Source organism: Tamaricihabitans halophyticus, assembly GCF_004340875.1.
GTDB classification, from domain to species: Bacteria; Actinomycetota; Actinomycetes; order Mycobacteriales; family Pseudonocardiaceae; genus Tamaricihabitans; species Tamaricihabitans halophyticus.
Map to the genome: position 1 here is coordinate 41,574 of NZ_SLXQ01000018.1, position 26,497 is coordinate 68,070.

2 protein-coding genes (1 of these 2 running past the window's edge) are annotated in these 26,497 nt (G+C 68.5%); both read left to right on the forward strand.

What is annotated here, in order from left to right; all coding sequences use genetic code 11:
• A protein-coding gene (locus tag EV191_RS26180) for a type I polyketide synthase (protein ID WP_132880314.1) crosses the window boundary here: on the forward strand, window positions 1-10,754 show its 3' end. The gene continues 16,288 nt to the left of window position 1, outside the view; 10,754 of the gene's 27,042 nt are visible here — the last part of the coding sequence; its start codon lies off the left edge, out of view; its stop codon occupies window positions 10,752-10,754.
• The gene (locus EV191_RS30695) at window positions 10,751-26,461 is read left to right on the forward strand and encodes a type I polyketide synthase (protein WP_243659241.1); all 15,711 of its coding nucleotides are present in this window, start codon (window positions 10,751-10,753) and stop codon (window positions 26,459-26,461) included. The genes EV191_RS26180 and EV191_RS30695 overlap by 4 nt, the downstream gene beginning before the upstream one ends.
• Window positions 26,462-26,497 lie beyond the last annotated feature (36 nt).

Here is a 26,497-nt window from a genome sequence, read left to right on the forward strand (position 1 = left end):
AACTGGGCCCGGACAGTGTGCTGACCGGGATGGCCGCCGAGTCGGTTCCCGAAGCCATGTTGGTACCGACACTGCGGGCGGACCGGCCAGAACCCGCGACCATTGCTACCGCGCTGGCCGAGCTGCACGTCCATGGCCGCGCGGTGGACTGGCGGGCGTACTTCGACGGCACTGGGGCGCGCCACGTCGACCTGCCAACCTACCCGTTTCAGCGTCAGCGGTTCTGGCCAGAACCACCCGCCTCGGCAGAGGTGGACGGTTGCCGGTATCGCGCGGTATGGCGGCCGGTTGTCCCACCCGCCGGTGAGCCGGTCGGAACCTGGCTGGTGCTTACCCCGGCAGCCGGTAGTCCATGGCGCGCCGCCCTACCGGACGCCGTGCATATCGACATCGACGCGCCGGAACGAGCCGTGCTCGCGGAACGGCTGAGCGTGGTCGGCGAGACCGTCGGCCCCATCGCCGGGGTGCTGTCCCTACTGGCCGTGACGACGGCGGAACCGGTGGGCGAGTTCGCGGTACCCGCCGGGCTGGCCGGTACGGCAGCGGTGGTGCAGGCGCTTGGGGACGCCGGGATCGACGCGCCGCTGTGGTGCGCGACCGCCGGCGCCGTCGGGGTGGATGGACCGCCGGTTGACCCGGCGGCGGCCACCGTATGGGGCATGATCCGGGTTGCGGCGCTGGAACACCCCGATCGCATTGCGGGCCTGGTCGACCTGCCGGCTGAACCGGACGAGTCGGCGTTCGTCCGGCTGCGGTCCGTGCTTGCCGGCCAGGAGGATCAGGTCGCGGTACGGGATACCGGCGTGCTGGCCCGACGGCTCATCCGCGGGAGCGGCACGCCAGTCCTCGACGATCCGGACAGCCGATACATCCCGAGAGGCACCGTGCTGATCACCGGGGGGACCGGTGGCCTTGGCCGGCATATCGCACGCTGGCTCGCCGGCCTCGGTGACGCGCATCTGCTGCTGGTTTCCCGGCGCGGCCCGGATGCGGAGGGTGCGACTGAGCTACTCGCCGAGCTGACCGAGACTGGCGGCACCGCGGAGATTGTCGCCTGCGATGTCGCGGACCGGACCGCGCTTGGCGCCGTGCTGGCCAGCGTGCCGGCCGAACGGCCACTGTCCGCCGTGTTCCACACCGCCGGCGTGGTAGCCGACGGCGTGCTGGACGGCCTGAGCACCGCTGACCTGTCGACCGTGCTGGGTGCCAAGGCGGGCGCCGCGGCGAACCTGGACGCGCTGACCGGGAGCCTCGACGCCTTCGTACTGTTCTCATCAACCGCGGGTTTTCTCGGCGCCGCGGGCCAGGCGAACTACGCGGCGGCGAATGCCTATCTGGACGCGCTCGCCGAGCACCGGGCCGGCCGTGGGCTTGCCGCGACCTCGATCGTCTGGGGTCCGTGGGCGCAGGGCGGGATGGCCGATGACGTGGAGGTCACGGCCAGGGTGCGGCGCGGCGGGTTCACCCCGCTGGCCACCGAACTGGCTCTGGGTGAACTGGCCACGGCCATCGCGCACGCCGATCCGGTCACCGTGGTGGCCGACGTCGACTGGGCCCGTTACGCCGGCGTGTACGGCGCGGTACGGCCGCTGCCGCTGCTCGACGAGCTGCCCGAGGTGCGCGCGATCCGGCCCGCGGCCACCGCTGAGCGCCCAGTCCCCGACACCCGGGATCTGCTCGAACTGGTGCGTGCCCAGGTCGCCGTCGTACTCGGGCACACCGAGGCAACCGCGGTAGACGTGGGCAAGCCATTCAGCGACCTGGGGTTCGACTCGCTGACCACGTTGGAACTGCGCAACGCACTGTCCGCGGCGACCGGACTGACCTTGCCGGCCTCGCTCGGCTACGACTACCCGAACACCCGAGTGCTCGCCGAGTTCCTTGCCGGCGAGCTGTCCGGCGCGGATTCCGCGGATTCCGTTGTAGCGACCGCCGCCGCCGATGAACCGATCGCGATCGTCGGGATGGGCTGCCGTTTTCCCGGGGGTGTCGCTTCCCCGGATGAGTTCTGGCAACTACTCGCGGGCGGTGGGGATGGGATCTCGCCGTTTCCCACCGACCGAGGCTGGGATCTGGCCCGGCTCGCGGCCGGCGCCTCGATCACCCAGGAAGGTGGATTCCTGGAAGGGATCGCGGAGTTCGACGCCGAGTTTTTCGGGATCAGTCCACGTGAGGCGCTGGCCATGGACCCGCAGCAGCGCCTGCTGCTGGAGACCGCGTGGGAGGCGATCGAACGTGCCGGCCTGGACGCGAACACGCTGCGCGGCAGTCGAGCCGGTGTGTTCGTCGGTACCAACGGGCAGGACTACGACAGTGTGGTGCGCGGCGCCGCAAGCGAAGTCCAGGGCTATATAGCCACCGGAACCACCGCCAGCGTGCTTTCCGGGCGACTTGCCTACACCCTTGGCCTCGAGGGGCCAGCCGTCACCGTGGACACCGCCTGCTCCTCTGCGCTCGTCGCGATGCACTGGGCGGTACGGGCACTGCGATCAGGCGAAACCTCGCTCGCGCTTGCCGGTGGCGTATCCATGATGGCCTCCCCGGATTCCTTTGTGGAATTCTCCACACAGGGCGGTCTGGCACCGGATGGGCGGTGTAAGGCGTTCGCGGCCGCGGCCGACGGCACCAGCTGGAGCGAGGGCGTTGGTGTGCTTGTGCTCGAGCGGTTGTCCGACGCCGTGGCCAACGGTCGGGATGTGCTCGCCGTGCTGCGTGGTACGGCGGTGAACTCCGATGGCGCCTCGAACGGGCTGACCGCCCCGAACGGTCCTTCGCAACAACGAGTGATCCGCGCTGCGCTCGCCGACGCTGGACTGTCCACAGGAGATATTGACGCGGTTGAGGCGCACGGCACGGGGACGACACTTGGCGACCCCATCGAGGCACATGCGCTGCTTGCTACCTACGGCAGGGATCGTGAACAGCCATTGCTCCTTGGTTCGGTGAAGTCGAACCTCGGGCACACCCAAGCGGCGGCCGGGGCCGCGGGGCTGATCAAGATGGTGCTGGCCATGCGGCGTGGCCTGCTACCAGCCACGTTGCACGTGGATGCGCCCTCGTCGCATGTGGACTGGTCGAGCGGCTCGATCGAGGTACTCACCGAGTCGCACCCCTGGCCCGAGACCGGCCGACCCATGCGTGCCGGAGTTTCCGCATTCGGTGTGAGCGGTACCAATGCGCACGTCGTCCTCGAGCAGGCGCCGCCCACGGTACTCGCGCCCGAGCCGAGCAGGGAAGCGCCGGCTGTGCTGCCCTGGTTGGTATCCGGGCGTAGCCGAGCCGCGCTGGCCGCACAGGTCGAGCGGATCACCGTGGCCGGCGCCGAACTGAACCCGGTTGATGTCGCCTACACGCTGTGCACCGCGCGCGCTGATCTGCCGCACCGCGCGGTACTGCTCGCCGGCGCGGACGGCATCACCGAAGTGGCCAGTGGCGTAGTGGCCGATGAGCCTGGCGGGTTGGTGTTCCTGTTCGCAGGGCAGGGCGCGCAGCGATTGGGCATGGGGCGGGAGCTGTATGACCGCTATCCGGCGTTCGCCACGGCGTTCGACGACGTGCTCGCCCGATTCGACGGTCTGCGCGAGGTCGTGTGGGGCGCCGACGCGGCTGCGTTGAACCGTACCGAGTGGACGCAGCCGGCGCTGTTCGCGCTCGAGGTGGCGCTGTACCGGTTGGTCAGCTCGTTCGGCATGACCCCGGACGCACTCGTTGGCCATTCCATCGGGGAGATCGCCGCCGCGCATGTCGCGGGCGTGCTGACGCTGGACGATGCCTGCGTGCTGGTGGGGGCGCGGGCTCGGTTGATGCAGGCCTTGCCTTCCGGTGGCGTGATGGTTGCGGTGCGAGCGACCGAGGACGCGGTGTCGCTGACCGAGGGCGTGTCGGTGGCCGCGGTGAACGGACCGGAGAACATCGTGCTCGCGGGCGTCGAGGACGAAGTGTTTGCCGCCGTGGGCGAGCGGGACTACCAGCGGTTGCCGGTATCGCACGCGTTCCATTCCCCACTGATGGACCCGATGCTGGACGAGTTCCGTGCCGCTATCGCGGGGTTGACCTTCCACGAGCCCGAGATCGCGATGCGTAAACCGGTCACGGACCGGGAATACTGGGTTCGGCACGTCCGCGACACCGTGCGATTCGCCGATGACGTGGGTGCGTATCCGGGGGCGATCTTCGTGGAGTTGGGTCCGGACGGCACGCTCTCCGCACTGGCCGACGGAATCCCGTTACTCCGTAAGACTCGCGATGAGGAAGTAGCGCTGCTTTCTGGACTGGGCGCGGCGCATACCGCGGGCGTCGAGCTCGACTGGGCAGAGCTGTTCGCCGGCACCGGAGCCCGGCTGGTTGACCTGCCGACCTATCCGTTCCAGCGCAAGCGGTACTGGCCGGAGAACACTATGGCAACGCTGCCGGCGGATGCTGAGTTCTGGTCGGCGGTCGACCGAGGCGACACCGAAGCGCTGGCCGAATGGCGCCGCCGCAACGGGCACGCCACGGTGGACGACTGGCGTTACCGCGCTGACTGGCATCCGGTGCATCTCAGGTCGACGCCGGCCGGTGGTCGGTGGCTGGTCCTCACGACACCCGAGCAGCCAGACACCGACCGGATCGCCGCGGCACTCGGCGCCGAGGTTGTCACGGTGGCTGATCCGGACGCCGATGCCAAGGACCTCGTCGTCGACCTGGTGCTGGCTTCAAGCGCACTCGGCGAACTCGCCGGTGTGGTGTCGTTGCTCGCGCTGGACCGCTCGGTGCCGCCGCGGCTGGCCTGGCCGGAAGAACTGTCGACCGCGCTCGTCGCGGCCGGGGTGAACACCCGGCTGTGGTGCCTCACCCGCGGCGCGGTGAGCGCGGGTGGGGAAGCGGTGACCGCCCCTGGCCAGGCCGCGATCTGGGGTGTTGGTCGCATCACCGCGCTGGAACAGCCCCGGCGCTGGGGCGGTCTGATCGATCTGCCGAACGGCGAGTTGGCCACGAACGACCTCGCCACGGCACTCGCGGACGGCAGTGAGGATCAGGTGGCCCTACGCGATACCGGTGTACTCGGCCGCAGGTTGGTCCGGGCACACGCCGGGACGGCGTGGCAGCCAGCCGGCACCGTACTGGTGGTTGGTGCGGCCGGTCCGATGGCGGTCCGCACCGCGCATTGGTTGCTGGACAACGGGGCCGAACACGTGGTGCTCGCCGCCAGCGAGCCGATTGCCAGTAACGGCGAACGCACGACCATCGTGGACTGCGCACCCACTGACGCCGCGACGCTGCGCGCCGTGGTCGACGGGATCCCTGCTGATCGGCCGTTGCGCGCGGTGCTACTCGCCGACCCAGAGATCACCGACCCGTTCGGGCCGGGCGATTTGGTCAGCGGCGTACTTGCCGCCGCTACCTCGACCGTCGATGCGGTGGCCGGCCAGCAGGTGGAGCGCGTGCTGTTGTTCGGTTCGCTTGCCGGGTTCTGCGGGTTGCGCGGCCAGTCCGCGGCAGCCGCGGCTAGCGCGGCCCTGGACGCTTTCGCTCAGGCATGGCACGATCCCGCCCGGCCAATCACCGCCATTGCCTGGGGTGCCTGGGCGGGTATCACTCCAACCGGCGCGGGTAATCACGAGGGCCACCTACGCCTTTCCGGTCTGCCCGCGATGGATCCGGAGCCGGCACTGGCCGCGTTGCCCGGCGCGACAGGGCCCTCGGTGGCGATCGCGGATATCGCCTGGGACCGGTTCGCGCGGGCATACACCGAGGTACGACCGAGCCAGGCCTTCGAAGCGATACCCGAGGCAGTCGCGGCATTGCGTGATGTCGAGACACCGGACGCGACACTGGGCGATCTGCGCGCGGAACTCGCGGTCTTGCCGGCGGCTGCGCGCGCCGACCGCGTGTTGAGGTTGGTGCGTGAGAAGGTCGCGCACGTTCTCGGACATTCCGGCCCGGAAGCAATCGAGCCGATCTGGCCTTTCCGCGAACTCGGCTTCGACTCGCTCACCTCGCTGGATCTGCGTCGACTGCTGAACACGGCGACCGGACTGCAGCTATCCGCCACGCTCGTATTCGATCATCCGAATCCGGCGATGCTTGCCGAGCATGTGCTCAGCGAACTGACCGGTGCTGGCGCAGAGGACGAATCGCCGGCGGGAACCGCGATCGCGGACGACACCGAGGATCCGGTGGTGATCGTGGGAATGGCCTGCCGCTTTCCGGGGGGCGTGGATTCACCGGAGGATCTTTGGCGACTGGTCGCGGAGGGTGTGGACGCCACTGGCGAGCTGCCGGCGGATCGTGGATGGGATTTGGCGGCGCTGCGCCATGGAGACGGGCAGGGACGAGGTGCGACCGTGGCTCGCCGTGGGGGTTTCCTGCCCGGAGCCGCCGAGTTCGATGCGGCCATGTTCGCTATTTCGCCGGCCGAGGCGATGGTGATGGACCCGCAGCAGCGCCAGGTCCTCGAGGTCACCTGGGAGGCCCTGGAACGCGCCGGAATCAACCCGCTTTCCGTGGAAGGCAAGGACATGGGCGTGTTCGTCGGCGGCGGCACGGGTGATTACCGGCCACCGATCGGTGATTCGGACGGCTACTGGCAGACCGCGCAGTCCGGCAGCTTGCTCTCCGGCAGGGTCGCCTATTTCTACGGCTTGCATGGCCCAACCGTTTCGGTGGACACCGCTTGTTCCTCCTCGCTGGTCGCGTTGCATCTGGCCGCACAGGCCGTGCGGTCAGGGGAATGCACCGCCGCGCTGGCGGGCGGTGTCACCGTGATGTCCACCCCGGCAACCTTCGTCGAGTTCGGTGGGCTGGGTGCATTGTCCGCGGATGGCAGGTGCAAGGCGTTCGCCGACTCCGCGGATGGCACCGGCTGGTCCGAGGGAGTGGGCATGTTGGTGGTGGAGCGGCTTTCCGCCGCCCGTGCGGCCGGTCACCGGGTGCTCGCCGTGGTGCGTGGTTCGGCGATCAACTCCGATGGCTTCTCCAACGGGCTGACCGCACCGAGCGGCCCGGCCCAGCGCAAGGTGATCCGCCGGGCACTGGCCGCGGCCGGGCTACGGCCAGCGGACGTGGACGCGGTGGAGGCGCACGGCACCGGCACGACCCTGGGTGACCCGATCGAGGCGGGAGCGCTACTCGCCACTTATGGCCGCGACCGGGACACGCCACTCCTGCTCGGTTCGGTGAAGTCGAATATCGGCCACAGCCAGTCGGCGGCCGGGGTGGCCGGCGTGATCAAGATGGTAGCCGCGATGCGATACGGCGTGCTGCCGAGCACCTTGCATATCGACCGACCGACCGAACACGTTGACTGGTCGTCGGGCGCGATCCGGTTGCTCACGGAGAACACGCCATGGCCGGAAGTCGACCGGGCGCGTCGCGCCGGAGTCTCCTCGTTTGGTGCGAGCGGCACCAACGCGCATGTGATTCTGGAGGCGGCACCCGCGAACCTGCCAGCGCCGGAGATCGGAAGCCCGGACGTGACTGGCCGATCGGCGAAACAACGGGTTGCGGGTGTAGTACCGGTGCTACTTTCGGGTGGCTCGGCGACGGCGCTGCGCGATCAGGCGAGCCGCCTGCTTGGCTGGATCACCGATCCCAACAGCGAATCGCGCGATGACACCGTGGTGAACATCGCCGCCGCGGCGGCCACCACCCGCGCTCCGTTGGAGCATCGCGCCGCGCTGCTCGCCACCGACCGCGCCGAGCTGATCGATGGCCTTGCCGCGCTGAGTGCCGATGGTAGGGCGACGAACCTCATGCGCGGGGAGGCACCGCGGACCCGCGCCGTAGCTTTTCTGTTTGCGGGTCAGGGTACGCAGCGGTTGGGGATGGGCCGGGAGCTGTCCGCGTGCTTCCCGGTGTTTGCCGCCGCGTTCGATGAAGTTGTCAGTAGGTTTGATGGTTTGCGTGGGGTGGTGTGGGGTTCGGATGAGTCGGAGTTAGCGAGGACTGGGTGGGCGCAGCTGGCGTTGTTTGCGTTTGAGGTTGCGTTGTTTCGGCTTGTGGAGTCGTTGGGTGTTCGGCCGAGTGTGTTGGTGGGTCATTCGGTTGGTGAGATCGCTGCTGCGCATGTGGCGGGTGTGTTGTCGCTGGATGATGCGTGCAGGTTGGTGGGTGCTCGTGCGCGGTTGATGCAGGCGTTGCCGGAGGGTGGTGCGATGGTCGCCGTACGCGCCACCGAGGGCGAGTTGATGCTCTCGGAGGGTGTGTCGGTTGCTGCGGTGAACGGCCCGGAGAGTCTTGTGTTGTCGGGTGTGGAGGACGAGGTTCTTGCGGTGGTGGGGGAGCGCAAGCACTCGCGGCTGAAGGTGTCGCATGCGTTTCATTCCCCGTTGATGGACCCGATGCTCGACGAATTCCGGGAGGCCATCGCCGGGATCGCCTTCCACGAACCGGTGATCGCGATGACCAAACCCGTGACGGACCCGGAGTACTGGGTCAACCACGTCCGGGAAACCGTCCGCTTCGCCGACGACCTTTCAGCGGTGCGGGCGGCCGGAGAGACGACTTTCCTGGAGATCGGCCCGGACGCCACACTCGCCGCAGTTGCCGAAGGAATCCCGCTGCAACGCAAAGACCAGAACGAGGAAGCCGCTCTGGTGAACGCACTCGCCAGGATCTACACGGGGGGCGTACCGGTCGACTGGTCGGCTTTTTTCGCCGACACCGGAGCGACCTTCGTCGACCTGCCCACCTACGCCTTCCAACACCGCCGCTACTGGCCCGAACCGGCACCAGAACCCAGCGGCGGCACGGCGACAAGCCTCCTGACCTCCGTGCCCGACACGGATCTCGCCGAGCTGGAAGCCACGCTCGATGTGGACCCCGTGGCACTCGCGCAAGTACTACCGGCGCTCACCGATTGGCGCCGCCGCCGCGCCGAAGAGGACACAGTGGACGGCTGGCGCTACCGTGCGCAATGGCGCGCGATAGCCTCGCCAGCCACGAGTGGGGCAGGCGGCAGGTGGCTGGTGATGGTGCCGGAAGACGGACCACCGGCGGAGTGGACGGACGCGGTACTCGAAGCGTTGGCCGGCGACCCGATTCGCGTCGAGCTCCCAGCAGTCGACCGGCAGGGCTCAGCCGAACGCATCCGAGCGGCGCTCGGCGAGTCCGCCGGTGAGCTGGTCGGAGTCCTCGCGCTTCCCGGTCGCGGCACCGCCCGTGACCACGCGGTCCAGGCCACCACCGTGCTGCACGCACTCGGCGACGCGGAGATCACGGCGCCGCTGTGGTACCTGACCAGGGGTGCGATGACCGTCGGCACCGAGCAACCCACCGATCCGCAACAAGCGGCCGTACACGGACTCGGGGTAGTGGCCGCACTGGAATACCCGGACCGTTGGGCCGGTCTCGTGGATCTACCGGCCACACTCGACCGCCGTACCGTCGCGGGGCTCGCCGCCGTGCTCGGCGGGACCGGCACGCGGCAGCCAGAGAACCACGTTGCCATCCGCTCGACCGCCGTCTACGCGCGTCGACTGGTCCCGGCGCCGGCCCCAGCCGATCGGGCTCAGTGGTCCCCACGCGGAACGGTGCTGGTCACCGGCGGCTCCGGCGCCCTCGCTCGCCATGTCGCGCGAGCGGTCGCGGCGGCGGGAGCAGAGCACATCGTGCTCGCCAGCCGGCGTGGGTCCGCGGCACCCGGCGCAGACGAACTGGCCAAGGAGCTAGCCGGGGTCCGAATCACCTTCGCCGCCTGCGATGTCGCAGATCGGTCGCAGCTCAGCGCACTACTCGCGGCACACCCACCCACAGCCGTGATACACACCGCGGGAGTACTCGACGATGGCGTACTCGAACGACTCACCCCAGACCGATTCGACGAGGTATTCCGGTCCAAAGTCGACTCCGCATTGCTGCTCGACGAGTTGACCGAGGATCTGGACGCGTTCGTGCTGTTCTCCTCAGCCACCGCGACCATGGGCAACCCCGGCCAAGCGAGCTACGCCGCGGCCAACGCGGTACTCGACGCGCTCGCGGAGCACCGCAGAGCACGAGGTCTGGCCGGGACCGCCATCGGCTGGGGAGCCTGGGACGGCGGCGGCATGGCCACCGATACCCGCGCGGCCGATGCCGCCCGACGTGCCGGAATCGCTTTCATGGAGCCAGAACTGGCTTGCCGGGCGCTGCTCGAACTCGCCGCCGAGCCGGCTGCGAGCACCCTGGTAGCCGCGATGGCCGCCGCCGGCCCCTCCGGCCAGGTACCGGCCCTGCTCCGCGATATGCCGGGCGCTGCGCACTCCGCGAACGACGAGGAGGCGCCAGACCCCGACGAGTTCCGCACCCGGCTATCCGCCAGTCCACGCGGCGAGCGCGCGGAGCTACTGCTGAACCTCGTACGGGAACGGGCCGCGGACGTTCTAGGCCAGCCAGACACCGCCGAGGTCGGCCCCGATCGCCCATTCCGCGAGCTCGGTTTTGACTCCCTGGCCACCGTCGAGCTGCGCAACCAACTCAACGCGGTCACCGGGCTTACCCTGCCGGCCACCCTGGTGTTCGACCATCCCACCCCGGCCGCGCTGGCCGCGCAGCTACTCGCCGAACTCGACGATGAGCCGGCTGAACCGGGCCAGGGAACCGCCGAGGACGACGAGACGGCGCTACGGGAACTGTTCGCCGCGGTTCCGCTGGCCCGGCTACGTGACCTCGGACTGCTAGACCCACTGCTAGCGCTTGCTCGTGGCGAGAATGACGCGGTGCGGGAGACCGTCGGCGTGGACGACATGTCCGTGGACGACCTGGTGCGGGCCGCACTGGACGGAGCTGAGGAATGAGCACATCGGACGGTAAGGTCGTCGAGGCGCTGCGCGCGGCCGTCAAGGAGTCGGACCGGCTACGCAAGCAGAATCGGCAGCTGGTCGCGGCCACCACCGAGCCGATCGCCATCGTCGGAATGAGCTGCCGGTACCCCGGTGATGTCCGTTCCCCCGAGGATCTGTGGCAGCTGGTCTCCACCGGGACGGACGCAATCGGTAGTTTCCCGACCGACCGCGGTTGGGACGTCGATGTGCTGCGCGACGCGGAAACCGACGAGCGCGGCATGGCGGTGAGCCAGCAGGGTGGGTTCATTTCCGGCCTCGCCGACTTCGACCCGGGATTCTTCGGTATCTCACCGCGCGAAGCGCTCACCATGGACCCCCAGCAGCGGTTGCTGTTGGAAACCTGTTGGGAGGCACTCGAACGAGCCAAAATGGACGCCAGCGGGCTGCGAGGTAGCCGGACCGGGGTGTTCATCGGCACCAACGGGCAGGACTACCAGTACCTGATGATGCGCTCGCTGGACGACGCCACCGGTGACGTCGGCACCGGTATCGCGGCGAGCGCCACCTCGGGCCGGATCGCCTACACCTTCGGGTTCGAGGGCCCCACGATGACCGTGGACACCGCATGTTCCTCCTCGCTGGTGGCCATGCATCTCGCGGCGCGGGCGTTGCGCGGCGGGGAATGCGAACTGGCACTGGCCGGTGGGGCGAACGTGATGTGCACACCCGGGCCGTTGCTCGAGTTCAGCAGGCAGGGCGGACTTGCCCGCGACGGCCGGTGTAAGGCGTTTTCCGACGCCGCCGATGGCACTGGCTGGTCCGAGGGTGTTGGTGTGCTGGTGCTCGCGAGGCTGTCCGATGCGCTGGCCAATGGCTATCCGGTGTTGGCCGTGTTGCGCGGCAGCGCGGTGAACTCGGACGGCGCCTCGAATGGCTTCAGTGCTCCCAATGGGCGAGCCCAGCAACGGGTGATCCGCGCGGCGCTTGCCGATGCGCGACTGAGTGCCCGAGATGTGGACGTCGTGGAGGCACACGGTACAGGCACCACACTCGGTGACCCGATCGAAGCCAGTGCGCTGCTCGCCACCTACGGCCAGGACCGGCACCACCCGTTGCTGCTCGGCTCGGTCAAATCCAACTTCGGACACGCCCAAGCCGCGGCTGGCGTTGCCGGCGTGATCAAAATGGTGCAGGCGATGCGGCACGGGGTGGTGCCGCCGACCCTGCACGCCACGCCACGCTCCTCCCATGTGGACTGGAACTCCGGTGCGGTGGAGCTGGCTACGCGCGCGGCGGCGTGGCCAGAGGCAGATCGGGTCCGCCGCGCGGCGGTGTCCTCCTTCGGAGTAAGCGGCACCAACGCGCACGTGATTCTGGAGCAACCCCCGGAGCCGACGGTTCCCGATGTCACGGAGTCGACGGTTGCCGAATCGAACGCTGCCTCCGGTAAGACCTGGCCAGTGGTGCTGTCCGGGCGCAGCGCGGAGGCCCTGGCTGGCCAGGTCGATGCGCTGGTCGACCGGCTCGCGGGTACGGACGTCTCGGTCGCCGAGCTGTCCCACGCGCTCACCACCACCCGAACCACGTTCGAGCACCGGCTCGGCTTTGTCGCCACCGATACCGAGGCGGTACTGACCGCGTTGACGGCCTGGCAGCGTAGTGGGGCCGCACCCGGTGTGGCGAGCGAGGAGGCGCCAGCCAGGGTACGGCTGGGCGTGCTGTTCTCCGGGCAGGGCTCGCAGCGACTCGGCATGGGACGCGAACTGGCCGAACGTTTTCCGGTGTTCGCCGACGCGCTCGACGCCGTACTCGCCAAACTGGACCCCCGGGTGCGCGAGGTCATGTGGGGTGCCGATCCGGCCGAACTGAACGAAACCGGCTGGACCCAGCCGGCGCTGTTCGCCGTCGAGGTCGCGCTCTACCGGCTCGTCGAATCGTTCGGCGTGGTCGCCGACCAGGTGACCGGTCACTCGGTTGGCGAGATCACCGCGGCACATATTGCCGGCGTGCTGTCCTTGGACGACGCCTGCACCCTGGTCTCGGCCCGCGCCCAACTGATGCAGGCCCTACCTCGGGGTGGCGCGATGGTCTCGGTCCGTGCGACCGAGGCAGAGGTCGCGCCGTTGCTCACCGAAGGTGTCTCGCTGGCCGCGGTGAACGGGCCGGAAGCCGTCGTCGTGGCAGGTGTCGCTGACGAGGTGGAGGCGGTGCTCGCGCGGCTGGGCGAGCGCCAGCACACCCGACTGCGGGTCTCGCACGCTTTCCACTCTCCACTGATGGCGCCCATGCTGGCCGAGCTCCGTGCCGTTGTGGCGAGCCTTTCCTTCCAGCAGCCGGAAATCTCGATGCCCGGTCCGGTCAACGATCCGGAGTACTGGGTCTCGCATGTCCGGGAGACAGTCCGGTTTGCCGACCGGATGGCCACGCTGGACGAGGCCGGCTGCAACGCCTTCCTCGAACTGGGGCCAGACAGCACCCTCACCGCGCTCACGACGTCCGGGATCGCCGTACCGGCGCTGCGCAGGGATCGGGGCGAGGAGTACGCGTTCGTCACGGCACTGACCCGGCTCCAGGTTGCTGGGGTAGCTGTGGACTGGGCGACGCTGTACCAGGGAACTGACACGAAACCCGCCGAACTACCGACCTACGCGTTCCGCCACGTGCGGTTCTGGCCGGAGATCACCGCGAGCGCCGGAGACGTATCCGGTGCTGGCCTGCGGCCAGCTGAGCATCCGTTACTCGGCGCGGCCGTCAGCGTGGCCGGCTCGGGTGAGTATGTCCTGACGAGCCGGTTGTCCCGCGCAACGGCGCCGTGGCTTGTCGACCACACGATCATTGGGCACGTCGTGGTGCCAAGTACGGCTCTCGTGGAACTGGCGCTCTACGCCGGTGAACACGTGGGGTGCGCCCAGCTGCGGCAGCTCACCATTCTGGTCCCCCTGGTGCTCGGCGAACACGATGTCCTGGATCTGCAGGTCTGGCTCTCCGCGCCGGACGACGACAACATCCGCTATCTGGGTTTGTACAGCCGACCGGTCGACTCGATAAATCCAGAGTGGACGCAGCATGCCACTGGCTCGATCAGTCCAGCTCCGGTGGCCGGTGAACCCTCGGCCGTCGAATGGCCGCCGGCGGAGGCAAGGCAGCTGGACAGCGAGGCGCTCTATGCGTACTTCGCGGACGCCGGATTCAGCTACGGGCCGTCGTTTCGCTGTGTGCGGACGGTGTGGCAGCGCGCCGCTGACGAGCTGTACGCCGAGGTTGTGCTGCCCGAGGCCGCGGGGGATCCGCACGCTTACGGACTACATCCCGCCCTCTTCGACGGATTGCTGCATGCCGGACTCCTGGCCTTGCCTGAGGACGCGCCCGGCCAGGTGCCGTACTCCTGGCAGGACGTCTCGCTGTTCGCCACCGGCGCCAGCTCACTGCGGGTGCGGTTGCGCGGCGCCGGCACCGATACGGTGTCGCTGTTCGCGGTGGACCCGGAAGGCCAGCCGGTACTATCGGTTGGCGCGCTGTCGTTGCGGGCGCCAACAGCGCTGGCCAGCGAGACCCGCGCCGGCGAGGCCTTCCTCCAGCTCGACTGGGTAATTCAACAAACCCAACAAACTTCCGCGAACCCGCAACCGAGCACGCTGCCGGTTGTCGGATCGCTGGCTGAGGTACCCGAGGATGTCCCCGGACTTGTGGTGTTGTCGCTACCCACCGAGCGCGAACCGGATGTGGCGACGCATCGTGCGCTCGAACTCGCCAAGGAGTGGCTGGCCACCGAGCGGTTCGCCGGTTCCTGCCTGATGTTGGTGACCCGCGGTGGGGTCGCGGTGGATCGGGAGCCAGTCGCGGATCCGGCCGCGGCGGCGTGTTGGGGTCTACTGAGGACCGCACAGAACGAGTATCGCGGCCGGTTCGCCCTGCTCGATCTCGATCCATCGGGCCAACCGGAAGGGGACGCGGAGGCCGAACTCGACGCCGTCGCTGATCCGGTTCTTGCCTTGCTCGCCGCCGGCGAACCACAGATCGCGGTGCGCGGCGGTCTGGCGAGGGTGGCGCGTCTTGCTCCGCTGAGTGGCACACTGCTGCCGCCAACCGCCGGTTCGTGGCGACTGGACGGCTCGGGGCACGGGAACAGCGCCGCATGGAAAACCGACCCACTGGAGCAGGACGCCGCGACTGACCAGATTCGGGGTAGTCTGGCCGCGCTCGCCCTCCTGCCATGTCCTGAGGTGGACAGGGAGCTGCGCGGCCGTGAGGTCCGCATCGCGATTGGTGCGGCCGGCCTGAACTTTCGGGACGTGCTCAGCGTGCTCGGCAAGTACCCAGGGGACAGCGGACTACTCGGCTCCGAGGCCGCCGGCACGGTACTGGACATCGGCCCGGACGTGGCTGGCTTGGCAGTCGGCGACCGGGTGACCGGCATGTTGTTCGGTGGCTTCGGTCCACGCGGAATCACCGACGAACGGCTGGTAACCAGGATTCCGGATGACTGGTCGGATGCCATCGCGGCGGCCGTACCGCTGGTCTTCCTCACCGCTTACTACGCGCTGGTCGATGTGGCCGGGCTCGGCCGCGGCGAGAAGATCCTCGTGCACGCGGGCGCTGGTGGTGTCGGGATGGCCGCGATCCAGCTCGCTCGGTATCTCGGCGCCGAGGTGTACGCCACCGCCAGCGAGTCGAAATGGCCCGCGCTACGCGAGCTTGGGCTCGACGATGAACACCTCGCATCCTCACGTGATCTCGCCTTCGCGGACAAGTTCGATTCGGTTGACGTGGTGCTGAACAGCCTTACCGGTGAGTTCGTCGACACCTCGCTCGGGCTACTCGGTGCCGGTGGCCGATTCGTTGAACTCGGCAAGGTCGACCTGCGTGATCCGGCGTCCGTACCGGCTGGCGTGCGGTATCAGGCATTCGATATCGGTTGGGTGGACGCTGACCGGATCCAACTGATGCTGCGGGCACTGAGTGACCTGTTCAGCCGAGGCGTCCTGACCCCACCACCACTGCGAACCTGGGATGTCCGGGATGCGGGCGCGGCCTTCCGGTACATGAGCCGCGCCGGGCACATCGGGAAACTGGTGCTCACCATGCCGCGGCAGCTTGATCCGACCGGAACGGTGCTGGTGACCGGCGGTACCGGCGGCCTCGGCGCGATACTGGCGCGGCATCTCGTGACCACGCATGGCGTACGAAACCTGGTGTTGACCAGCCGTCGTGGCCTGGTCGCGCCCGGCGCGGCTGAACTACGCGACGAGCTGACGGCCGCTGGCGCTACGGTGCGTGTCCTCGCTTGCGATATCTCGGAACGAGAACAGGTTGTCGAGCTGCTCGCCAACATCGAGCCGCGGCATCCGTTGACGGCGGTCATCCACGCGGCGGGGGTCCTCGACGACGGCATACTCCCGGCGATGACGCCGGATCGGGTGGACCAGGTATTCGCCCCGAAGGTGGCCGCGGCCCAGCATCTCGACGAGTTGACTCGTACGGCCGACCTTGCCGCCTTCCTGCTGTACTCCTCGGTCGCCGGCATCATGGGAAGCGCGGGCCAGTCGAACTACGCCGCCGCCAACGCGTACCTGGACGCGCTTGCCACTCGGCGTCGTGCCGAGGGCCTACCTGGCACGGCACTCGCCTGGGGCGCTTGGGATCCCGCGGCGGGCGGCATGACCGCCGCGCTTGCCAGGGCTGCCAGGGAACGGACCGAGGAGGTGATCCTGCCGGCGCTGACGGTGTCCCAAGGGCTCGCCTTGTTCGATGCGGCGCTAGGGGCGGAGAAGGCCGTACTGGTGCCGGTTGCGACCCGAACTGGCCGGCCTAGTGAGCCGGTACCGCCGATCCTGCGGGGCATCTTCGGAGCCGGCCGGCGTTTTGCCGCGACCCGCGGTGCGGATTCGACGGATCTCGCCACACGGCTGAGCGCCCTTGCCGACGGTGAACCATTGCGGTTCCTGGTCGACTTGGTCCGAGGCGAAACCGCGACCGTACTTGGACATGACTCCACGGAAGGAGTCGCGGGGGACCGCGAATTCCGCCAGCTGGGTATCGATTCGTTGACCGCGGTCGAGCTGTACAACCGGCTCAAAGCGCGCACCGGACTGCGGTTGAGCGCGACCGTGGTCTACGACTATCCGACACCCATGGCGCTCGCCGAGTCGCTGCTGACCGAATTGCTTGGTGACGAGGTGCCGACCCAAGTCGGCGGGCAGGCGCGTACCGCCGACGATGAGCAGATCGCGATCGTTGGTATCGGCTGCCGGTTCCCCGGCGGCATCGCATCCCCGGACGATCTGTGGCAACTCCTCACCGAGGGGCGCGATACGCTCAGTCAGTTCCCTACCGACCGGAACTGGGCCGAACTGTGGTACGACGGCCAGCAGCCACCGGCGGACGCGCGGGCCGGATTCCTCCACGACGCGGCCATGTTCGACGCCGCCTTCTTCGGCATCTCACCGCGCGAAGCGGTAGCCATGGACCCGCAACAACGAGTGTTGCTCGAGATCGCCTGGGAAGCGCTCGAGCGGGCGCGGATCAACCCAACCTCACTGCGCGGCAGCAGGACCGGCGTGTACATCGGCTCTAACAGTCAGGACTACAGCCACGTCATCGTCCGAGCTACCGAGGACGTGGAGGGGCACGCCAGCACCGGGCTGCCGGGCTCGATCGTGTCCGGCAGGATCGCCTATACCTTTGGCCTGGAAGGTCCGGCGATGACCGTCGATACGGCCTGTTCCTCCTCGCTGGTGTCAATGCATATGGCCGCGAACGCGCTGCGCGCGGGGGAGTGCACGCTCGCGCTTGCCGGCGGCGTGACCATCATGGCGACCCCGATGACGTTCGGTGGCTTTGACCGGCAGGGCGGGCTTGCGGCCGACGGCCGGTGTAAGGCGTTCTCCGATGCGGCCGACGGCACCAACTGGTCGGAGGGTGCCGCGGTTTTCGTCCTGGAACGCCTGTCCGACGCGGTGGCCAACGGACACGAGGTTCTTGCCACCGTGCGCGGTTCGGCGGTGAACTCCGATGGCGCGTCGAACGGTCTTTCCGCGCCGAATGGTCCCTCGCAGCAGCGGGTGATTCGAGCGGCGCTCGCAGACGCCGGACTGTCTACACAGGACGTATCGGTAGTCGAGGCACACGGTACCGGTACGACCTTGGGTGATCCGATCGAGGCCACAGCACTCCTTGCCACATACGGGCAGGATCGTGACCGGCCAGTGCTGCTTGGGTCGGTGAAGTCCAACCTGGGGCATACTCAGGCCGCGGCGGGTGCGGCCGGCGTCATCAAATCAATCTTGGCGATGCGGCATGGCACCGTGCCGCGCACCCTGCACGTCGGCACGCCCTCCTCGCATGTGGATTGGGCAGCGGGTTCGGTTGAGCTGGTCACCGAGGCAACGGACTGGCCGACCGTGGATGGGCCGCGCCGGGCCGGCATCTCGTCCTTCGGTATCAGCGGCACAAACGCGCATGTGATCATCGAACAGGGCACGATGATCACGACTGATGAGCAGACCGAGCCCACTGGTGCGTTGCCATGGGTGGTATCAGCATCCGATCCAGCCGCGCTGGACGCGCATATCGCACGGTTGAACGCGGCGGAAACGCCGTCCTCGCAGGTAGCCCGCGCCCTGTTGAACCGAGCGACGCTGGACCATCGCGCGGTTCTGTTGTGTACGGCGGATGGTGTAGGCGAGTTGGCTCGTGGTGTTGTTGGCGAGCCTGGCCGGTTGGTGTTGGTGTTTGCGGGTCAGGGTGCGCAGCGGCTTGGTATGGGTCGTGGGTTGTATGGGCGTTTCCCGGTGTTTGCGGCCGCGTTTGATGACGTTGTCAGTCGGTTTGATGGTTTGCGTGGGGTGGTGTGGGGTTCGGATGAAGAGGTACTAGCTGAGACTGGGTGGGCGCAGCCGGCGTTGTTTGCGTTGGAAGTGGCGTTGTTCCGGCTGGTGGAGTCCTTCGGTGTTCGGCCGAGTGTGTTGGTGGGTCATTCGATCGGTGAGATCGCGGCCGCGCATGTGGCGGGTGTGTTCTCGCTCGACGATGCCTGCACTCTGGTGGGGGCGCGGGCTCGGTTGATGCAGGCGTTGCCTGAGGGTGGTGCGATGGTCGCCGTACGCGCCACCGAGGATGAGTTGATGCTCTCGGAGGGTGTGTCGGTTGCTGCGGTGAACGGTCCGGACAGTGTGGTGCTGTCGGGTGTGGAGGAGGAAGTGTTTGCTGTGGTGGGGGAGCGCAAGTACACGCGGCTGAAGGTGTCGCATGCGTTTCATTCCCCGTTGATGGACCCGATGCTGGATGAGTTCCGCGAGGCTATTGCTGGGATCGAGTTCGGTGAGCCGACGATTCCGTTGGTGAAGGATGTTGGTTCGGTTGACTATTGGGTGAATCATGTGCGGGATACGGTGCGGTTCGCCGACGACATTGCCGCTTCTGATGCCGATAGGTTCCTCGAGATCGGACCAGACGGCACCCTCTCCGCACTGGTAGACGGAATCCCGACACTGCGCAAAGACCAAGACGAAGAAACCGCTCTACTGACCGCCTTGGCCCGCCTGCACGTCACCGGCGTCACCATCAACTGGCACGAGCTGATCCCCGTCGGGCAGGCCGCCGACATCCCTACCTACCCGTTCCAACGTGAGCGCTACTGGCCACGTACCGGCGACACCGCCGCGATCACCGGCGATCCCGCCGACGACGAGTTCTGGCAGGCGGTCGACAGGGACGACACCGCGGACCTCGCCGCCACGCTCGGTCTGGAAGCCTCCGCACTCGAGAACGTCCTTCCCGCGCTATCCGCATGGCGAAACCGCCGCCGCGCGCAGTCCACAATAGAATCCTGGCGCTACCGGGAGGACTGGGTCGGCCTGCAACCACCAGCCGCCACGCTCACCGGAAGCTGGCTGGTGGCCATCCCGGACGAGCTGGCCAACCAAGAATGGCTGAACTCGCTGATCACGGCGCTCGGTCCAGCCGTGATACCCGTCGAAATGCCATGTACCGCGGCGACTCTCGCCTGGGCGAACCCGGTACTGCGCGACCTGATGGTCGGAGAAGGCGAACCGCTGCGGTCGTTGCACGCCGAACGCCTTGCTGGCTTGCCTCGGCCGATCACCGGCGTCCTGTCGCTGCTCGGTCTCGTGCAGACCATCGCCGGAGCCGTCCCCACCGGACTCGACGCCAGCCTGGCGCTCACCCAGGCACTCGGTGACGCCGGAATCGACGCGCCACTCTGGACAGTGACAAGCGGGGCGGTGTGTGTTGGCGATGACCAGGCAGCCGACCCGACGCAAGCGGCCGTATGGGGTATGGGCCGGGTGGCGGCAATGGAACAGCCGCACCGCTGGGGCGGACTGGTTGATCTGCCTACCGAACTGGACGAACTCGCGATCCGCCGGCTGGTCTCCGTGCTCGCGAACGGCAACGAAGACCAGGTGGCGATCCGCCGCACCGGAGTATTCGGCCGACGCCTCGTACCGGCGCCGCCCGCGCCGAGCGAACCGTGGCAGTCACACGGCACGGTGCTCATCACCGGCGGAACCGGAGCACTCGGCCGCCACCTAGCCCGCGATATCGCCAAGCGCGGCGCCGCGCGCATCGTGCTGGTCAGCCGGTCCGGGCAGCACGCCGAGGGCGCGGTCGAACTGCGCGACGAACTCACCGCGCTCGGTGCGACGGTGATCATCGAAGCTGCCGACGTGGCCGACCGGGACGCGATATCCGCCGTGCTCGCCACCATCCCGGAGGAGAGCCCGCTCACCGCCGTCGTGCACGCCGCGGGGGTACTGGACGACGGCGTACTCGACAACCTGACACCCGAACGGTTCCAAGAAGTCTTCCGGACCAAGGTCACCTCCGCACGGGTTCTCGACGAGCTGACCGCCGGCCGCGACCTGGACGTCTTCGCCCTGTTTGCCTCCACCGCGGGCGCGGTAGGAAACCCAGGGCAGGCAAGCTATGCGGCCGCCAATGCGGCACTGGACGCGCTGGCGCAGCGCCGGGCCGCGCGTGGTGACCGGGCCACCTCCATCGCCTGGGGCGCCTGGGCAGGCGAGGGCATGGCCGCCGGTGTTCGGGCCGCTGGCGGCGGGCGCACCGCGATGCTCGACCCCGCGCTCGCCGTTGCCGCCCTATGGCAGGTGGTCACCGAACCAAATCCCACGGTGGTGCTCGCCGACCTGCAACAACCGCACCTGCTGACCTCCTTACTCACCTTGCGGCCCAGTCCGCTGCTCTCCGCCCTCCCCGCTGCGGCTGAAGCGGCCGAACGTGCCGCCGAGGCACGGGAAGAATCCGCATCCGCGGCGGCGGATCTGGTGGCGCGGATGCGCGCGCTACCCGAAACCGAACGCGCCGAGGCACTACTGGCCCGCGTGCGCGACGAAGCCGCCGCCGTCCTCGGGCACAGCTCCCGAGATGTCGTCTCCGCGGGGAAAGCCTTCCGCGAACTCGGCTTTGACTCACTGACCGCGGTTGAGCTTCGCGACAAGCTGTACGCGGCGACCGGTCTGACACTGCCAGCGTCACTGGTATTCGACTACCCGACGCCACAGGCGCTTGCCGAACACCTGTCCGACGTGTTGTACGGCGCCGGCGGCCCCGTCGAGGCGGGCGGCGTGACCGCCGTGGATACTGAGGACCCCATCGTCATCGTCGGGATGAGCTGCCGATTCCCCGGCGGGGTGAACTCGGTCAGCGAGCTGTGGTCGCTGCTCGCCGACGGCCGGCACGCCATCGGCACGTTTCCCACGGATCGCGGTTGGGACCTCGAAGGGCTCGCCGGCGACGGGCCCGGCCGCAGCGCTACCCGGCACGGCGGATTCCTCGACGGCGCCGCCGAGTTCGACGCGACACTCTTCGGTATCTCGCCGCGCGAGGCACTCGCGATGGATCCCCAGCAGCGCCTCCTACTGGAAACCTCGTGGGAGGCGGTGGAGAGCGCGGGCATCAACCCCGAATCGCTGCGCGGCAGTAAGACCGGCGTGTTCGTCGGTACCAACGGCCAGGACTACCAGCACCTCGTGCTGGAGGCGGGCACGGACGTAGCTGGCCACGCCGGCACCGGACTGGCTGCCAGCGTCATCTCCGGCCGGTTGTCCTACACCTTCGGGCTGGAAGGCCCCTCGGCCACGGTGGACACCGCCTGCTCGTCCTCGCTCGTCGCGATGCACTGGGCGGCCCAAGCGCTACGCGGCGGTGAATGTGACTATGCGCTCGTAGGTGCCGCGACCGTCATGGCCACGCCCATGAACTTCGCTGGCTTCACCATCCAAGGTGGACTCGCGCCCGACGGGCTGTGCAAGGCTTTCGGTGATGACGCGGACGGCACCGGCTGGTCCGAAGGGGCCGGTATGTTGCTGCTCGCGCGGCGCTCCGACGCCGAGCGCGACGGGCGCCCGATTCTGGCGGTACTGCGCGGTTCCGCGGTGAACTCCGACGGCGCGTCCAACGGGCTCACCGCGCCGAACGGGCCTTCCCAGCAGCGAGTGATCCGGGCCGCGCTCACCGCGGCCGGACTGTCTACACAGGACGTTGACCTGGTGGAGGCGCACGGTACTGGGACACCCTTGGGTGATCCGATCGAGGCGCAGGCGTTGCTGGCAACCTATGGTCAGGACAGGGAGTCGCCGCTACTGCTTGGTTCGGTCAAATCGAACCTGGGGCACACACAGGCCGCTGCTGGCGTCGCGGGGCTACTCAAGGCCATCCTCGCGCTGCGCCACGCCGAGACACCGCGCACTCTGCACGTCGCCGAGCCGTCCTCGCAGGTGGACTGGAGCAGTGGCGATATTCGCCTGCTCACCGAGCACGGAGCCTGGCCGACCACGAACCACCCGCGCCGAGCCGGTGTGTCATCGTTCGGAATCAGTGGTACGAACGCGCATGTCATCCTCGAGCAGGCTCCCGAACCGGCGAACCCGACCGAATCCGCCGAACCAGCTCAGTCCAGCCCGCCTGCCATCGTGGCCCTGCCGGTATCCGCCGCCAGCCCAGCGGCACTGGACGGACAGCTGGGCCGGCTACGCGATTTCCTTGCCGACAACCCGGAGACCACCCGGGCAGCCATCGCGCGCACCCTGGTCACCGGCCGCGCGGCACTGGAACATCGCGCGGTGCTCCTCGCCGACGACGACGGGCTCACCGAAATCGCCCGCGGTCAGGTCGGCGAACACGGAGTCGCGGTCCTATTCGCGGGGCAGGGTTCCCAGCGACTCGGGATGGGCCGCGAGCTCTACCACCGGTTCCCGGTATTCGCCGCCGCTTTTGACGAGACAGCGGCACGCTTTCCCGGGCTGCGCGACGTTGTCTGGGGCGCGGACCAGACCGAGCTGGATCGGACCGGCTGGGCACAGCCAGCACTGTTCACCCTCGAGGTAGCGCTGTTCCGACTGCTCGAATCGACCGGTACGAGGGTGGATTTCCTCGCGGGACACTCCATCGGCGAGATCGCGGCGGCCCATGTGGCCGGGGTGCTGTCCCTGGACGATGCCGGCACCCTCGTCGCCGCGCGGGCCCGACTGATGCAGGCACTCCCCGAGGGCGGCGCGATGGTCGCGCTTCGGGTCAGCGAGTCGGAGATAGCGCCACTGCTCACCGACGGCGTGTCCGTTGCCGCGGTGAACGGGCCGGAGTCAGTGGTCATCGCCGGCGTCGAGGACGAGGTGATGGCGGTGGTCGGGCAGCGGGAGCACACCCGGCTGCGCGTTTCGCACGCGTTCCACTCGCCGCTGATGGAACCCATGCTGGACGAGTTCCGCGTGGCCATCGCGAACCTCAATTACCAGAAGCCGACCATCCCGATGTTCGGCGAAGTGACCGATCCCGAGTACTGGGTGGCGCACGTCCGGAACACCGTGCGGTTCGCCGATACGGTCAGCGGCCTGCGCGCCGGTGGTACCAATGTGTTCCTCGAACTCGGCCCGGATGGCACGCTGTCCGCGCTCACCGGCGCGATAGCCGAGGAAGCCGTGACCATACCGGTGCTCCGCAAGGAACGCGCCGAAGAGGCCACCTTCCTGACCGCCCTTGCCCAGCTGCACACCATCGGCTCCCGGGTGGACTGGACCACGCTGCTCGAGGGCGCCGACGCGCGGCAGGTCGAGCTGCCAACCTACGCGTTCGCCAGGCAACGCTACTGGCCCACGGCGGTAGCGCCCGCGGCGGATGCCTCGGCGCTGGGCATGACAGGTACCGGTCATCCGGTGCTTGGCGTGGCGGTACCGGTCGCCGGAGTCGACGAGGTGCTCTCGCTTGGATCGCTTTCGGCGGCCACCCAACCGTGGTGGGACACCCAGGCGGTGCTCCCTGCCGCCGTGCTCGTCGAAATCGCCACACATATCGCTGATCAAGCCGGTTGCGCGGAGATCGCCGAGTTGACGATCGAACGGTCGTTCGCCGCCACCGATGGCGAACTACGGCTACAGGTTCGAGCGGGGGAACCGGACGCGGACGGCAACCGCGCCATCGACGTGCATGCTCGCGCCGCGTCATCCGAACAGGACTGGCATCGGCACGCCACCGGGGTGCTTGCCGCCATGTCCACGGACTTCGACATGGACCCAATAGGACAGTGGCCGCCGGCAGAAGCCACCGCCGACGGCGATGGTCGATGGGTACGGGGCAGCGAAATCTTCGTCGCCGTGGCACTCGACCCAGCCACCTCGGACACTGACGACAGTCGCTTCGCGCTGCACCCAGAGCTACTGACCGCCGTGTTCGCCAAGGCGGGACTCGCCGGTCAACCGATATCCGCGCGCGGCTGGCGACTGTATGCCACTGGTGCCAACGCGCTACGGGCACGGCTGACCCGTACCGGCCCCGATACCGTCGCGCTCACCGCCGTCGACCTCGCCGACGAACCGGTGTTGACCGTCGACGCGATCACCATTGGAGAACTCGACGACACCCCCGAGCAGCGGACGGCGTCGTTGCTCGGGCTGGACTGGGTCGCGATACCTGACCTGAATCCGACGAACGACCAGCTGCCCGTGTTGCGGACCGTGCCGGAACTGGCCGCAGCGCCACCGCCACTGGTGATCGTCCCGATCAGCTCCGAAGGGCCACTGGTGCAAGCCGTGGGCGATGTGCTCGAGCTACTGCAGTGGCTGCTCGCCGAACCCGCGTTGGCGGACACGCGGTTCGTCCTGCACACCAATGGTGCGACCACCGGCGCCGATCTTTCCGCCGCGGCGGCCTGGGGCATCGCTCGGTCGGCGCAGGCGGAGAACCCGGACCGCATCCTGCTGGTTGACACCGAAGCAGGCGGTGATCCCGGTGCCTACGCCGAGGCACTGTTTGACGCGGGCGAAACCCAGGTGCGCATCGTGGACGGAGTACCGCTGGCGCCCCGGCTCGCGAACCTGAACCCGGGCTTCGGCAGCAGCTGGAACCCGGCGGGCACCGTGCTGATCACCGGCGGGACGGGTGGCCTTGGCGGGCAACTGGCCCGGCACCTGGTCGCCGAGCACGGCGTGCGGCACCTGGTGTTGACCAGCCGCCGCGGCCCCGAGGCTGCTGGCGCGGACGAACTGCGCGCCGAACTGGTCGCGGCCGGGGCATCAGTAGACGTGCTTGCCTGCGATATCGCGGTGCGCGAGCAGGCGGCTGAACTCCTTGCCGGCATCTCGCCGGAACACCCACTCACCGCCGTGGTGCACGCCGCCGGCGTCCTCGACGACGGCGTGCTCAGTTCGCTCACCCGCGCCCGACTGCGTGCGGTGCTCGAACCCAAGGCGCTCGGCGCGTGGCACCTGCACGAGCTGACGCTGGACACCGAACTTGCCGCGTTCGTGCTGTACTCCTCGGTATCCGGGATCGGTGGAACACCAGGTCAGGCCAACTACGCCGCGGCGAACACGTATCTGGACGCGCTCGCCGCGCACCGGGTATCGCGTGGCCTGCCAGCCCAATCGTTGGCCTGGGGCCCGTGGGCCGAGGGCGGCGGCATGACCGGCACCCTGACCGATGAGCAGCTGGCCAGGATTACCCGGGGCGGGATGCCTCCGCTGTCGCTCACCGAAGGGCTCACCCTGTTCGACGCGGCGATAGCCAGCGACGCGAACTATGTCTACGCCGCTCGGCTCGCCGGGACCGGCAGCACCGCCCGACCCGGGCCCGTAGCCCCTGCCGAGGAAGTACCGCCACTGCTCCGCGGAATGATCCGGGTCGGCCGCCGCCGTTCGACCGGGGCGCCTGCCGCGGTGGGGTTGGTCGAACAGCTCGCAAGGTTGGATCCGACCGGTCGGGATCGGCTGCTACTCGACCTGGTGCGCGACACCGCTGCGACCGTACTCGGGCATCCGAGCACCGAGGCGATCACCGCCGATCGAGAGTTTCGCCAGGTCGGCTTCGATTCGCTGACCGCGGTGGAGATGCGCAACCGACTGGTCGGCACTACGGGACTGAAGCTTCCGGCGACACTGGTGTTCGACTATCCGACCCCGAAGGTGCTTGCCGACTATCTTGGCGTCGAACTACAGGGCGAAGCCAGCGCCGCGGCCAGTACGGCGTTGTTCGCGGATCTGGACCGGATCGAGGCGGCGGTCACGTCTGGTGAACCGGATGAAGCCACCAAGGCGGGACTTGCTACGCGGCTGCGGACCCTGCTTGCCGCGGTGACCGCGGCGGAGGCAACGGGAGACACCGGGCTCGCGGATCGGCTCAGCTCGGCAAGCGCGGACGAAGTCCTCGCGTTTATCGACAACGAGCTCGGTCGGCGGCCAGACCGCTGATCCGCCGAGGTAACCAACGCCGGAGGCCGTAGGCCG